This window comes from Pseudodesulfovibrio sp. lm2024, assembly GCF_051175575.1.
In the GTDB taxonomy this organism is placed as follows: Bacteria; Desulfobacterota; Desulfovibrionia; order Desulfovibrionales; family Desulfovibrionaceae; genus Pseudodesulfovibrio; species Pseudodesulfovibrio caledoniensis.
Window position 1 is genome coordinate 1,785,628 of sequence record NZ_CP195092.1, and the last position, 13,377, is coordinate 1,799,004.

Genomic DNA, 13,377 nt, shown 5'->3' on the forward strand with positions numbered 1-13,377 from the left:
TGCGACATGCCTAAGTCATTCTTGATAGACACCTCCCGCTGCACCGCGTGCCGCGGCTGTCAGATAGCCTGCAAGGAGTGGCATGAACTGCCCGCCAACAAGACGACCCAGTACCAATGGGGCAGCCATCAGAATCCGCAGGACCTGAATCCCAACAACTACAAACTCGTTCGCTTCAGCGAACATCTCGAGGACGGCGTGGTCCGCTGGAACTTCTTCCCGGACCAATGCCGCCACTGCGCAGTCCCCCCGTGCAAGGAACTGGGTGACGTGTACGTCGAGGAGGCCATCGTCCAGGACAACAAGACCGGTGCGGTCATCTTCACCGAGAAGACCACGAAATTCTCCAAGGAAGAGGCCGAAGAGGTCCGCGAGGCGTGCCCGTACAATATCCCGCGGCGCAACGACCAGACCGGACTGATGAGCAAATGCACCATGTGCAACGACCGCGTGCACGCGGGCATGCTGCCCGCCTGCGTCAAGGTCTGTCCTACCGGGACCATGAACTTCGGCGAGCGCGAGGATATGCTGGCCCTGGCCGAAAAGCGCCTCGCCGTCCTGAAGAAGAAGTGGCCCAAGGCCATGCTGGCCGACCCCGACGACGTCAACGTCATCTATCTGCTCATCGATGAGCCCGCGAACTACACCGACAACGCGGTGGCCGAGGCCAATGTCGGCCCCATGTCGAAGAAGCAGTTCCTTGCCACACTGGCAAGACCATTCAAGGCCATGAAGGCATAACCTGAACTGTCTCCGCAGAGGCCGGGGCGCTCCCAAGGGGCGCTCCGGCCCGAAGCGGGGAACCGGAGAACACCATGAAATCGGCTTTTGACCGGAAAACAGTAGTCTCGACCCTCGACGCCATCAAGAAACGCGTTCCTGCCTACGCCGAACTGGCCGAAAAGTTCGGTCCCCTGTTCGAGGAAAAGGCGCGGTTGAGCGACGAATTTGCGGCCAGCGGGCTGGACCTGCCGGACATCGACGCGGCCCGCGCGAACCAGGGCGTGCCCGTCCTGGTGGACACGGACCTCGCTCCCTGGGCCGAGCATCTGAAGACGTCGGCGGTGGCCATGCTGCCCCTGCTTTCGGACGTGCTCGGAATAGACAAGGACGCATGGCGAAAGCTTGAAGCATTCATGGCCGACTCCGACAGCATTGCGGGGCTTGCCCAGGCCCGGATCGAAGGCAACTGGAAACACTTTGAGAACACCTCCGTACAGCTGGGCATCACACCGTACACCACGCTGCTGTATATTTCGGAGACCGTTTTCTCGCCTGTCCTGCGCGTCATGGCCGCAGGCCTGGGCGAGCCTCTCTCCAAGATCGGCTGGGACGAGGGGTATTGCCCGGTGTGCGGGGCCACGCCCTCCATCGCCCAGCTTTCCCCCAAGGAAGTGACCGACCTGGACCAGCTGGTCGGCGGCGGCGGAAAGAAGTTTCTGCACTGTTCCCTGTGCGGACACGACTGGCGTTACAAGCGCAACGCCTGCCCGTCCTGCGGCAACGACGAGAACGATTCACGCGAGGTGTTCTTCCAGGAGAACGCCCGGTATGAGCGCATCGAGGCGTGCCACAAGTGTGGCAAGTACTGTCTGAGCATCGACATGCGGGAGTGCGAGCCGCTGCCGGACCTGGATGTCGCCCAGATCGGGCTGATCCATCTGGACATCTTCGCCCGCGAGCACGATCTCAACCCCATCTCCCCGACCCTCTGGAACAGCCTGGAGTAGGGTATGGCTCCCTCATCGCATCTCAGGGCCGTGGGCGGCCAGACGGAATCCAAGCGGACGGAACGGCAGGCCGAGGTCCGGCCCATGCAACTGGCCTGCCCGGTGACCATCCAGCGCTACTCGGACGGCGAGTTGTCCTTCAAGGACGATCAGATCGCCGAGGAAGCGGACATCCGTCTGACCGTCAACGGCAGGGCCGAGGCCGTCCTGGCCCGGACGCCGGGCGACGACCTGAACCTGGTGGCGGGCTACCTGTTCGCCCAGTCCAGGGTCATGTGCCCGGACGATATCGTCAACATGGCCTTTTCCTACCACGGCCCGTCTCGCGTGGACGTGGACCTCAAGACCCCGGTGGCGGTGCGGCGCATCTATCCCTCGCCCCGGCCGGTGCATATCGCGCCGGAGCTGCTCTTCGACTTGAAGGCGGTCTTCGAGAGGCGGCAGTCGCTGTTCAAGAACACCGGGTCCACCCATGCGGCGGCCCTGTTCTCTGCAAAAGGGGAGTTGATCTCCTACGGGGAGGATGTAGGAAGGCACAACGCCTTTGACAAGGCCGTGGGCCGCGCCCTGCTCGAAGGGACCCTGGAATCGGTGACCATCGCCATGCTCTCGTCGCGCCTTGCCCTGGAACTGGCCACCAAGGCGACCACGGCCAACATCCCGGTCCTGTGCGGGTTCTCGGCCGCGACCAGTTCGGCCATCACCTATGCCGAGCGCAACAACCTGAGCCTGGTCGGGCGTATCAAGGACAATTCCTTCAACGTTTACGCGAACGGCTGGAGGTTCCGGTAGGGGCTTTTTCAGGAAGAAAATCAGGAGTGGAAGCCGCTTCGCGGCGAGTTTAAATGATTTCGCCTCCGGCGGGCAGCACGAACTCTTAGGCGAGTCACCGAGCCTTAGAGATAGCGACAGCAGCGATAGGGGTCGCACCCTTGCATCCCATTTCCGCCTTCGGCGTGGGGCTAGTCGCCCAGGATTTGTTGCTTGAATGTCTTGCCCGGGCCCGGTTTGGGACCGATCCAGGTGGCCAGGATGGCGTCGGCGAAGTCCTTGCCCGGAATGCCGCCCTTGGGCTGACCGGCGACCATGACGTCCGTGCCGGTGGCCGGATCGTAGGTGAAGCCCATCTCCTGCCCGTCCTTGATGTCGGCCATCATGTCGTTGAGCTGGTCGAACTTGTCCCGCAGTTCCGGGGTGATGTTCTCGACGTTGGCCTCGAGCCCGTCGATCCACGCCTCCCGGATGGCCTTGGCGTCCACGTCGCGGACAAAGCGCATGACCATCATGCGCGGCGTTTCTTTTCGCAGGATCACTTCGGGATCGCTGGACTTTTCCGTCAGATACAAGCCCGCCACATAGACGTCGATGATGAATTTTTCGCGCAGGGCGATGCCGTTGAGGGCCAGCTTTTGCGCGCCCACCTCCACGGAGTCGGGCAGGGTCACGCCCGCCAGCTCGGCCGCGCGGGCCGGGGGCAGGCAGAGCAGGGTCAACAGCAGGGCGGCGCAGACAATCCGTTTCACGGCAGCCTCCTCAGGCGTCCAGGGTCTCCAGGAAGCCGGACACGGTCCGGTTGAACTCTTCGGGTTGTTCATAAAACGGCATATGGCCGCTTTTGTCCAGGATGACGAAGCGCGCGTCGGGCAGGGTGGCGGCCACGAACCGGCCGGTGGACGGACCGAAGCACATGTGCAGGGAGCGGCCGTAGACCGCCAGGCAAGGCAGGCCGACCGAGGGCAGCGCCGGCGTGTAGTCGCGCCGGGCGTAGTCTTCGTAGATGGCGGCGGCCGTGTCCGGTTCGGCCTTGAGCTGCTCGGCCACCATCCATTTCAGGGCGTGCTCCGGGGCGTGGCCCGACAGGTACATGGCGTTGACGAACCGCTGGGCGAATCCCCGGCGGTCCGCCTTCATGGCGGCCAGGTCCTTGCGCATGGCCTCCTCGTTGTGGCCGTGGCACTTGTGCACGTTCCACGGGGCCGAGGACATGGGATACGGGCCGGTCTCCACCAGCCCGAGTCCGGCCAGCCGGTCCGCGCCGAACCGTTGCCAGTATTCCAGGACCACGGAGCCGCCCATGGACCAGCCCAGGAGCAGGGCGCGGGTCAACCCCAGCGCGGTGATCACCTCGCGCACATCCAGGGCGTAGCGCGGGACGTTGTGGCCGCGCGGCGTGGTCTGGGAGCGGCCGTGGCCGCGAAAGTCGAAGGTCACCACCTGGCAGGTCTCGGCCAGCTGTGCCTGTCGGCGCCAGAACAGGGAGCTCATGGTCCAACCGTGGAGCAGGATCACGGGCGTGCCCGTGCCGCGAATCTCCACCCACAGACGTACGCCGTCCGTGGTCTGCACCCATCCGCCCACCTGGCTCTCGCCGGAGGTCTCCACGGCTTCGAAGCGGTCCATCCCTACTTTCCCCGAGGCTTGGGCTTGATGTCGATGACCGGGGTGCCGTCGATGGCCTCCAGGGGCTCGACCACCAGGGTCAGGGGTTCCTCCATGGCCACCAGGGTGACGCGGTGCAGGCCGATGGGGTTGGGCCGGGCCGGGGAGCGTGTGGAAAACACGCCGCGAACGGGATTGCTCTTGTTGCCACGTGGGTGGACCTTGAGAACCGTGCGGTCGGACTTGTGGAACCATGTGAAGAGTTCGAGCTTCGCGCCCGGCTCAAGGCCGTCCAGGGCCTCGGCATAGGCCGGGTCCATGACGATGCGGGCGCGCACGGCCCCGGCCTCGTCCTCCATCTTGGGGGCCGAGTCGAGGTCCCTGATCTCCGATTGTATGGTCCCGATGATGACCAGTTCCTTGTCCATGGTCCCTCCCTTTATTGGCTGAAGTGGTCGAATCCGGGGTTGTCGAACGGTTTGCCGTTGAGGATGATGCCGGGCTCCCTGGTGACCGTGCCGATCTCCGTGAAGCCGGGCACGGACCGCGCCTTGCCCGCGTCGAACGGCGAAACCGCGCCGAGCAGGGCGTAGTCCTCGCCGCCGAGCACGGCGAATTCCAGCGGATCGAGGCCCGCCGCCTTGCACCACGTGTGCACGTCGCCGTGCAGGGATTCGGGGTCGATGGTCAGGTTCGCGCCCAGGTCCGGGCCCGTGAAGCGGGGCAGGTCGCGGGCCAGTCCATCGGACAGGTCCATGAGCCCCTTGACGCCGGCGGTGTTGAGCAGCGTGCCGATCATGACCTTGGGCTTGGGCCGAAGGTGGGCCATGACCGCGGCGGGCATGGTTTCGCGCGCCTTGATGCCCTCGGCCTCCAGGGCCATGAGCCCGGTCCGCGCCAGCCCGATGTCGCCCACGGTGAACAGGATGTCGCCGTAGGCGCAGTTGCCGCGACGCAGGAATCCGGTGGAGCCGGGCGCGCCAAAGGCGGAGATGGACACGCCCAGCCGCTTGGAGCGGCTCAGGTCGCCGCCGGCCAGGACCATGTCGTTCTGCCGGGCCAGCCCGGCCATGGACTTGAGAAATTCGTCCCAGAACTCGTCCGGGAGGTCGGTCGGGACCATCAGGTCCATGGTAAAGGCCACGGGCTTGGCTCCCATGGCCGCGATATCGCTGATGTTCACGGCCAGGGCCTTGTAGCCGATGTCGGCCGCCGAGAAATAGTCGCGCCGGAAGTGCTCGTCCTCGAGAAAGAGGTCCGAGGTCACGCAGTAGTCGGTTCCGCCCCGCAGCACGGCGCAGTCGTCGCCCCGGCCGAGGGCCAGGAAGTCGTGCTCGCGGGAAAAGTGGCTGTCGATCAGTTCCAGAAAGTGTGCTTCGCTACGCATACGTATCCATACTCCATCAGAGAAATTCAAGGTAGTCCCCGATGATGACCTTGAGGCCGAAGCCGGGGAAGTTGACCCTGTACTTGTTCGGTTCCAGTTGGGCGACGATCTTGCCCTTGCCGAAAATCTTGTGTTTGCAGAACCCGAGCTTGGAAGGATCGACCTTGGGGCGAGCGGGGGCGGAGCCGTCCGCTTTCTCGTCGTCCGCGAGAGGCACGGCCGGTTCGGGCAGGGTGTACACGGACCGCCGCCGGGTCTCCAGGTTGCCGCCGTAGGACTCGTTCAGCCGCTCGAAGACCGTGTCCGGCAGCTCCAGCACGAACGGGCTGGGCAGGGTCGGGTCGGACATGCCGCTGGCCCGGTTGTAGACCGAGCCGGGCACGAACAGCTTGAGCTCCTCCTTGGCCCGGGTGCAGGCCACGTACATCAGTCGGCGCTCCTCCTCCAGGTCCTCGGCCCGCTGCATGGCCTTGCGCGACGGGAAGCGGTCCTCCACCAGGTCGATGATGATCACCGCCGTCCATTCGAGCCCCTTGGCCGAGTGGACCGTGGACAGCACCACCGCGTTCTCCTTGCGCTTCTCCTCGTCGGGGTCGCCGTCCAGGGACAGGTCGCCGATGAACTGCTCCATGTCCTGGTAGCCCGCCGCGATCTGGCTGAGCTGCTCCAGCCCGGCCTGCCGCTTGGGATAATCGTCCGGGTATTTCTCGATGAGGATGGGCTGGTAGAAGGCGAGCACGGCCTCGAGGATGGTCGACGGCTTCATGGGGCCGGAGCGCAGCCGGTCCAGTTCGGTCAGCAGTTCCTTCAACGGCTCGTGCTTCTTGACCATCTTGGTCATGTACTTCTTGTCGCCCGAGTGCATGGCCTGGTAGATCTTGGCCACGGTCTTGGGGCCCACGCCCTTGATGTGTTCCATGGCCCGCTGCCAGGCGAGCAGGTCGTGGGGATTGAGGATCAGCCGGATGTAGGACAGCACGTCCTTGATGTGGGCGGCCTCGTGGAAGCGGATGCCGCCGAACTTCTGGTAGTCGATGCCGATGCGCGTCAGCGCCACTTCCAGCGGGAAGGACTGGTAGCCCGCGCGGAAGAGCACGGCCACGTCGTGCAGCATGTGCTTGCGGCCCAGCTCCAGAATCTGATCCACCACCAGCCTCGCCTGGGTCTGGTCGCTCAGCGGGTGGACCACCTGGGGCAGCCTGTCGCTCTTGAGGTCCGAATACAGGTGCTTGTCGAACTTGGTGGTCGCGCCTTTCAGGATCTCGTTGGTCAAATCCAGGATGGGCTGCACCGAACGGTAGTTCTTCTCCAGCCGGATGACCTTGGCGCCTTCGAAAAAACTCGGAAATTCCAAAATGTTGGCCACGTTTGCCCCGCGAAAGGCGTAGATGGATTGGGCGTCGTCGCCCACGGCCATGACGTTGCCCTTGGTCCCGGCCAGGTGCTTGACGATGCGCGCCTGGACCAGGTTGGTGTCCTGGTACTCGTCGACCATGATGTAGCGGTAGCGGGCCTGCAATTGATTGCGCAGCGGCTCGTTGCCCGCCAGCAGTTCGTCCAGGAGGAAGAGCAGATCGTCATAGTCCACCAGGGCGTGCTCGCGCTTGAATTTGGCGTAGCCGTCGCTGATGCGCTGGATGTCCTCGAGGTAGGGGCTCAGGTGGTACGCCTCGCGTTCCATGACCGCCTCGATGGTCAGCTCCTTGTTGCGGGACTTGGTGATCATGTCCAGCAGGGTGGCCTTCTTCGGGTAGGAGCGGTCCCCCTTGCCGAGCTTGAGGGTGTCCCGGACCTCCTTGCAGATGTTCTCGCTGTCCGCCCGGTCCATGAGGGTGAAGCCGGAGTCGAAGCCGATGTCCGTGGCGTTGCGCCGCAGGGTGGCGTAGGCGAACGAGTGGAAGGTGCCGCCCGAGGTCCCGTGCAGGGAGCGGCCGAGGATGGTCTCGGCCCGGGCGAGCATCTCCTGGGCGGCCTTGCGGGTGAAGGTCAGCAACAGGATCTGGGCCGGGTCCACGCCTTGGTTCACCAGGTGGGCCAGCCGGTAGACGATGGTCCGGGTCTTGCCCGATCCGGCCCCGGCGATGACCAGCACCGGCCCTTCGGTGGTGGTCACGGCCTCGCGTTGCGCCTCATTCAGTTCGTTCTCGAAGTCGATGCTCATTTATTCCGTGATGTCGAAGTGTTGTAGTATGATGCGCCCGACGTCCCGCATCCGTTCGGGTCGCGCGCCGTCTGAATCGGCGAAAATGGCTCCGTCCACCGTATGTGTCCCGGTGCGTCCATGCAAACCAAAAATTTTCGGGCGGTCGAATTTGGCCTTGAGGTCGAAGCCGGGCCGGGCCTCGACGATCAGGTCCGGGCACTGGTCCGAGGCCGCGTCCGGATAGAGGTCCGCGCCCCGGTGCACGGCCTTCAGGACCGGTTCGCCCTCGTATTCCAGCCCCATGAGCCCGTCCGCGATACGCGAGAGCAGTCCTTCGCGCTCCACCGGCTCCACCTGTCCGCGCGCGAACCGTCCCCGTTCGTGGAGATAGATGCGGCCGGGGTCCAGGGCGAATGCCTTGGACTCCGGGGTGATCCTGGAAGCGTCCCATTCGTCCTGGGGCGGTCCGGACAGGGAGAGCAGCCCGGCCCGCATGAGCCAGGTGTTCAGGCTGACCTCGGTCTTCAGCTCGGTGAAGCCGTGGTCGGCCAGGACCATGAGCCGTTTGGGGCCGGGCAACGCGTCGTACCGGGCCAGGAACCGGCCCAGGGCGTGGTCCCAGTCGGCCAGGAAGCGCATGCAGGCTAGGTGGTCCGGGTGGTCGGCGTGGAGCACCGCGTCCATGTGGAAATGGAAGAGCCGGTCGGTCTCGGTGAAAACGTGTACGAACAGATCCCAGGCCAGATCGGGCCAGAGCATGTCCAGGGCGAGGAGGCGGGACTTGAGCGTGGCGCGCAACTCGCTCAGCAGATAGTCCAGGTCGGCGCGGCCCCGGCTGGTGTCGGCTTCGAGCTTGTAGCCCGCCTCATGGAGCTTGTCGGCCAGAAACGGCGGGTAGGCCGCGCCTTTGAGTTCCGGGGCCACGAATCCGGCTATGATCATGCCGCGCAGGGGGCGGGTCGGGTAGGTGTTGGGCAGGTTGATCACCCGCGAGACCAGGCCGCGCTCGCCGAGCCGGTCGAAGACGGTCGGACAGGAGACGTCCGAGGCCGAGGTGACGCGCAGGGCGTAGGTCCGCGGGTCCAGGTGCGAGAAGCCGAACACGCCGTGCGCCTCCGGGCCTTCCCCGGTGTAAAAGGAGGTCCAGTTCACCGGGGAGAGCTCGGGCATTTCGGCCCGGACCGTGGCCGCGCCGTCGGTCAGCCTGCGCAGGTTGGGCAGGCTGTCGCCCAGGGTGCGGGCGAGGTCGAGCGGCAGGCCGTCCAGGCCGAGGACAACCAGTCTCGGGCGTGGCGCGGAGGGCAGGAGCAGGGACATGGGCTAGAGCAGTTCCGCCTCGAATTTCTTGAGGAAGAATGTGGGGTTGTACGACAGCTTGGCCTTGCGCAGCCCCTCGTCGCCGAGGTCCTGCTCGCGGTTGACGTTGGTGTATTCCGCGCCGTCGTTCTCCAGGAACATCTGGTTGATGGCCTGGTACACGCCCTTGTAGCGGATGTCGCCCTTTTCGAAGTGGATGACCAGGGAGTCCTCGCAAAGCGGCTCGGCCACGGTGTAGGCGATGACCTTGCCGTCCACCCGGATGGTCGCGCCCATCAACCCCTTGATCTGGTCGATGTGCTGGAGCACGCGGGTGATGGCGTGGTTCTCGGCCTTGAGCGCTTCGGAAGGGTTGTTCTCCTCGTACCACTTGTACCATTCGTCCTGCATCTCCAGGACCTCTTCCACGCACTCGGGGGCCATGGATTCGTAGCTGTACAGGTAGTTCTTCTTGAACTGGTTGAGCAGGTTCTTTTTCTTGTGGAAGGCCTTGCCCTTGAGGGCGATGAGCTCCTCCACCGAATAGACGTAGTCCCAGTGCGCACGGCTCTCGGTGATGGTCATCTTGTTGCCGTAGGCGATGGACCACAGCCGGGTCAGGGCCTCGGGCACGCGAACGAACTTTTTGCCTTCGGTCATTGCCCGGCAACCGGCCCAGTCATAGGCTTCCCACGGTCCCACCGGGGCCCAGCAGACCGTTTCGGGCTTGGTCTGGCGGATGAAGCACAGGCCGCTGTGGAAGGCCCATTCCAGGCCGTAGTGGTCCGCCCAGCCGAAGACGTTGGCAAAGGAGAAGTCGCTGGTCAGAAGTTGGGGACAGCCGGTCAGGGCTTCGTGGTATTCGTCCTGCCGGTCCAGCGAAATGGGTTCGAACTTGAGGGTCATGGAGAATCCTTATCCTTTTTGGCCGTTTCGATGTTTGATCATGGCGAAACGCTGCCAGTTTTTGAAAGTGAAGAAATAGAACAGCACGGACGACTGGACCACCTGCGAACAGAACATGGCGATCCAGATGCCCTCGGCCCCGTCCATGACTTCGTGACCCAGGAAGTAGGCCAGGGGCAGTCTCAGGGCCCAGGTGGCGCCGCCCATGATGAGCATGTTGTACAGGGTGGCTCCGGCCCCGTTGAACGCCCCGGCCAGGATCATGCTGGTCAGGGTGAAGGGGATGGCCAGCATGTTCCACTTAAGGTAGCTGACCGCCTGGGCGGCCACGGCCAAATCGCGGGTGAGCAGAGAGACCCACGGATTGATGAACTGCCAGACCACCAGGGCGAACAGGGATATGGACACCAGCCCCAGAGCCAGGATGCGGAAGCCGAACCGTTTGGCTTCCAGGGGCTGCCGCGCCCCGAGGTAGTGGCCGATGAGGATGCTCGCGGTCATGTTGAAAGCCATGGCGGGCATGAACAGCAGGGACTCGATGCGCAGTCCGATGGACATGCCGGCCAGGGCGTTGACCGCGCCGCCGGGCAGGCTGGCGGTGATGGCGTAGAGGACCAGATAGCCGGACTGCCAGACCACTTGCATGAGGCCCGAGGGCCAGGCCACCTTGAACAGGTAGGGCGTGGCCCGCTTCATCCAGCGCCAGGGCGCGAAACATGCGGGATTGAGCTGCCCCTGCCGGGCCAGCAGCGCCAGGTTGAAGAACGCGCCGCAGGTGACCGAGCCGAAGGTGGCCCAGGCCAGCCCCTTGTAGCCGATTTCCGGCAGGCCGAACCAGCCGAGCCCCAGGCCGAGGTCGAGCACGGTGTTCAGGCCGGTGACGATCATCATGCAGTAGAGCGGGTAGAAGACCTGCTTGCGCGCCCGGAAGATGGCGTTGGTTATCAGCAACATGTAGTAGGGCGGCAGCAGGAGCAGGAACACGGTCAGGAAATATTGGGTCACCGGCCGCATGGACTCCGGAACCTGCAGGGCGGCGAGGAGCAGGTTCTTGAGCGGCAGGCCCACCACCAGGAACACGGCTCCGAGCAGGCAGGCCAGGATGAGGCACAGCCCCACGTAGCGCATGGCCCGTTTCTCCAGCCCGGCCCCGATGGACTGGCTGATGGCCGCCACCGCGCCATTGGCCACGGCCATGGCCACCACGAGCAGGAAAAACAGCGACTGGGTGATGATGCCCAGCGACGCCTGGACTTCGCGGGAGATGTATCCGGCCACCCATACGTCCGTCATGCCGATGAGCACGTGGAACATGGTCATGATCAACTGGGGCCATGCCAGCTTCCAGATGGTCCGGGTGGGAGAGTGCGACATCTGCGCGGTGAGATCGTTGTTCGGCATGGTGCGGGGGTTCGTTTCAGGTTGACCGGATTCGGCGGGGTGTGGCTTCATAATAGGTTCTTATTTCAGAATGCCAAGGGTCCTGGCTTTATTTTTTTCCCCCCCCCCGATTATAATCGGGTTGTTGCGTAAACCGAATCACTGTAGGGTGAAATTTCAATTTCAAAGAGGGGGGAGGCGCGCTTTGCGGGGCGGGCCATATTCAATGGGGACGATGCAGCTGAACATGAATATGCGGATTCTGGTGGTGGACGATTCCAGCACCATGCAGCGGATTATAAAGAACGACTTGAAGGAGTTGGGCTTTACGAACGTGATCACGGCCGATGACGGGAAGTCGGCCTTGGAGGTCATCCGGCGGGACGCCATCGAACTGGTCCTGTCCGATCACAGAATGCCCGGCATGACCGGTCTGGAGTTGCTCTCCCTCGTTCGCAATCATCCGGATTACAAGTGCCTGCCTTTCATCATGATCACGGCCGAGGCCTTCCGCGAAAACGTCTTGGAGGCCATCAAGCTCGGGGTCTCCAACTACGTGGTCAAACCCTTCAGCGTCGAGCAGCTTCGCGAAAAGATCGAGAAGGTCTGCGGCGCGGTCTGCTGATCTTGCCTCAATGCTGATGGGGCACGTCCCCTTCCTCGTGCACATGGACATGGCTGTGCGGCTTGAGCTCGCCGGGCTGGATGCGGCCGTCGCGCATGGCCAGCAGCCGGTCGGTTGTCGCGGCCAGGAAGTCCGGGTCGTGGGAGACAACCAGCCGGGCCATGTCCAGCCGCTTCAGGATGTTCACCAACCGGTCCTTGGCCTCGGGCGACAGGCCGGTGGTCGGCTCGTCCAGGACCAGGATCTCCGGGCGCATGGAAAGGATGGTGGCCAGGGCGACCAGCTTCTTCTCGCCGCCTGAGAGGCGGTGCGGCACGCGGTCTTCGAATCCGGCCAGCCCGACGGTCTCGAGCGCCTCGCGGGCGCGTTCCGAAGCCTCCTCGCGGCTCAGTCCCTGGTTGAGCGGACCGAAGGCCACGTCGTCCATGACCGTGGGGCAGAACAGCTGGTCGTCGGAGTGCTGGAACAGAAAGCCTATCTTGAGCCGGGCGGCCTCGAACGCCTTGGGGTCGGACATGGGCGCGCCGAACAGGGTGACCTCGCCCTTGTCCGGGGTGAGCAGCCCCATGAGGATGTGCAGCATGGTGGACTTGCCCGCGCCGTTGGGCCCGAACAGGCCCAGCTTTTCTCCAGGGTGCAGGTGGAAGGTCAGCCCCTTGAGGGTCTCCCTGCGCCCTGGAAAGGCATAGGAGATATTGGACAATTCGATGACGGCGTGGCTCAAAGCGGTCTCCCTTGGATGAAGCCCATGTAGACCAGGTATACGCTCAGCGCGGCGCTGGCCAGCAGGAACAGGTAGTCGGCGGGCCGGGTCCGAAAAGAAGTCAGACTGTAGAAGCGCCCCCTGAATCCCCGGCAGAGCATGGCCCCGTGGACCCGTTCCGCGCGGTCCCAGCTCTTGACCAGGAGCATGCCCACCAGCCAGGCGAAGGCGCGGTATGTGTGCCTGTCCGTGCGCGGCTTGAATCCGCGCGCCCGCATGGCTTGGCGCATGGTCGTGTACTCCTGGTGGATGGAAAAGATGTAGCGGTGGGTGAAGAGCAGGATGTGGCACAGCTTGTCGGGCACGCCGAGCTGTTGCAGGGCCGGGCCCAGGTTCTGGATGGAGATGGTCCCGAGCAGGGCCATCAGGCTGATCACGATGGCGTTGGATTTGACCGTGATGAGCAGGGCGCGGTCCATGCCCTGGGCCGTGGCGTGCAGCGGCCCGAGGTCGAAGACCGGCTCGCCCGGCACGGAAAAGGGCAGGAACAGCCACAAGAAGGCGATGAACAGGTTGACCACCAGGAGCCGGTTGAGCACGACGAGCAGGTTCAGCCGGGCCATCTTGACCAGGATTAGCCCGGCGGCCAGGGCAAGCCAGGCGGGCCTGAGCGCGGGCAGCAGGGCCACGGGCACGGTCAGGACCAGCGCCGCCAGAAGCCGGATGCGCGGGTCCATGCCGTGCAGAAAGGAATCGCCCGAGGCGAACGGCTCGGTCAGTGAGGCCACGCAAACTCCTGTTTCGGATACAGTTCAGGGAAGGTCAATC

Annotated in this window: 14 protein-coding genes; 4 read left to right on the forward strand and 10 right to left on the reverse strand. The window is 64.2% G+C overall.

The annotated features are described in order from the left end of the window. Positions 1 to 6: 6 nt before the first annotated feature. The 3 genes from ACR42D_RS08235 to ACR42D_RS08245 all read left to right on the forward strand — a co-directional run bounded on the left by ACR42D_RS08235 (position 7) and on the right by ACR42D_RS08245 (position 2,522). Positions 7 to 741 carry a 4Fe-4S dicluster domain-containing protein gene (locus tag ACR42D_RS08235; protein ID WP_484566336.1) on the forward strand — a complete coding sequence of 245 codons (735 nt, stop codon included), beginning with the start codon at positions 7 to 9 and terminating at the stop codon, positions 739 to 741. 74 nt (positions 742 to 815) lie between these two features. Next, positions 816 to 1,730: a formate dehydrogenase accessory protein FdhE gene (locus ACR42D_RS08240; RefSeq protein ID WP_484566337.1), complete on the forward strand. Its 915-nt coding sequence runs from the start codon at positions 816 to 818 to the stop codon at positions 1,728 to 1,730. A 3-nt stretch (positions 1,731 to 1,733) separates the two neighbouring features. After that, positions 1,734 to 2,522: a formate dehydrogenase accessory sulfurtransferase FdhD gene (locus tag ACR42D_RS08245; RefSeq protein WP_484566338.1), complete on the forward strand. Its 789-nt coding sequence runs from the start codon at positions 1,734 to 1,736 to the stop codon at positions 2,520 to 2,522. Positions 2,523 to 2,692: 170 nt separating this feature from the next. Here ACR42D_RS08245 and ACR42D_RS08250 read toward each other — a convergent pair whose 3' ends face one another. Genes ACR42D_RS08250 through ACR42D_RS08285 form a run of 8 tightly spaced genes read right to left on the reverse strand, consistent with a single transcriptional unit; the run spans position 2,693 to position 11,242 of the window. Continuing rightward, the gene (locus tag ACR42D_RS08250) at positions 2,693 to 3,253 is read right to left on the reverse strand and encodes a chalcone isomerase family protein (protein WP_484566339.1); all 561 of its coding nucleotides are present in this window, start codon (positions 3,251 to 3,253) and stop codon (positions 2,693 to 2,695) included. A 10-nt stretch (positions 3,254 to 3,263) separates the two neighbouring features. Continuing rightward, on the reverse strand, positions 3,264 to 4,130 hold the full coding sequence (locus tag ACR42D_RS08255; RefSeq protein WP_484566340.1) for an alpha/beta fold hydrolase: 867 nt from the start codon (positions 4,128 to 4,130) through the stop codon (positions 3,264 to 3,266). A 2-nt stretch (positions 4,131 to 4,132) separates the two neighbouring features. Next, positions 4,133 to 4,537 carry a tRNA (N6-threonylcarbamoyladenosine(37)-N6)-methyltransferase TrmO gene (gene tsaA, locus ACR42D_RS08260; RefSeq protein ID WP_484566341.1) on the reverse strand — a complete coding sequence of 135 codons (405 nt, stop codon included), beginning with the start codon at positions 4,535 to 4,537 and terminating at the stop codon, positions 4,133 to 4,135. Between the two features lie 11 nt (positions 4,538 to 4,548). Next, complete coding sequence (thiL, locus tag ACR42D_RS08265; RefSeq protein WP_484566342.1) at positions 4,549 to 5,496, reverse strand: thiamine-phosphate kinase; 948 nt, start codon at positions 5,494 to 5,496, stop codon at positions 4,549 to 4,551. Between the two features lie 16 nt (positions 5,497 to 5,512). Beyond that, on the reverse strand, positions 5,513 to 7,657 hold the full coding sequence (locus ACR42D_RS08270) for an ATP-dependent helicase (RefSeq protein ID WP_484566343.1): 2,145 nt from the start codon (positions 7,655 to 7,657) through the stop codon (positions 5,513 to 5,515). Continuing rightward, a complete protein-coding gene (locus ACR42D_RS08275) occupies positions 7,658 to 8,956 on the reverse strand; it encodes an alkaline phosphatase family protein (RefSeq protein ID WP_484566344.1) in 1,299 nt (432 codons plus the stop codon). Between the two features lie 3 nt (positions 8,957 to 8,959). After that, positions 8,960 to 9,841 (reverse strand): DUF2156 domain-containing protein, encoded by an 882-nt coding sequence (locus ACR42D_RS08280; protein ID WP_484566345.1) that lies wholly within the window; start codon positions 9,839 to 9,841, stop codon positions 8,960 to 8,962. A 9-nt stretch (positions 9,842 to 9,850) separates the two neighbouring features. Then, entirely contained in the window at positions 9,851 to 11,242 is a 1,392-nt protein-coding gene (locus tag ACR42D_RS08285) for an MATE family efflux transporter (protein ID WP_484566346.1), read from the reverse strand. Between the two features lie 214 nt (positions 11,243 to 11,456). Between ACR42D_RS08285 and ACR42D_RS08290 the strand changes: the two genes are divergently transcribed. Continuing rightward, on the forward strand, positions 11,457 to 11,846 hold the full coding sequence (locus tag ACR42D_RS08290; RefSeq protein ID WP_484568452.1) for a response regulator: 390 nt from the start codon (positions 11,457 to 11,459) through the stop codon (positions 11,844 to 11,846). A 7-nt stretch (positions 11,847 to 11,853) separates the two neighbouring features. On the opposite strand, the gene ACR42D_RS08295 is transcribed toward ACR42D_RS08290, so the two are convergent. After that, positions 11,854 to 12,570, reverse strand: coding sequence for an energy-coupling factor ABC transporter ATP-binding protein (locus ACR42D_RS08295; protein WP_484566347.1), 717 nt, complete (start codon positions 12,568 to 12,570; stop codon positions 11,854 to 11,856). Next, entirely contained in the window at positions 12,567 to 13,337 is a 771-nt protein-coding gene (gene cbiQ / locus ACR42D_RS08300; protein WP_484566348.1) for a cobalt ECF transporter T component CbiQ, read from the reverse strand. Before cbiQ ends, ACR42D_RS08295 begins: the two co-directional genes overlap by 4 nt. Positions 13,338 to 13,377: the final 40 nt, after the last annotated feature.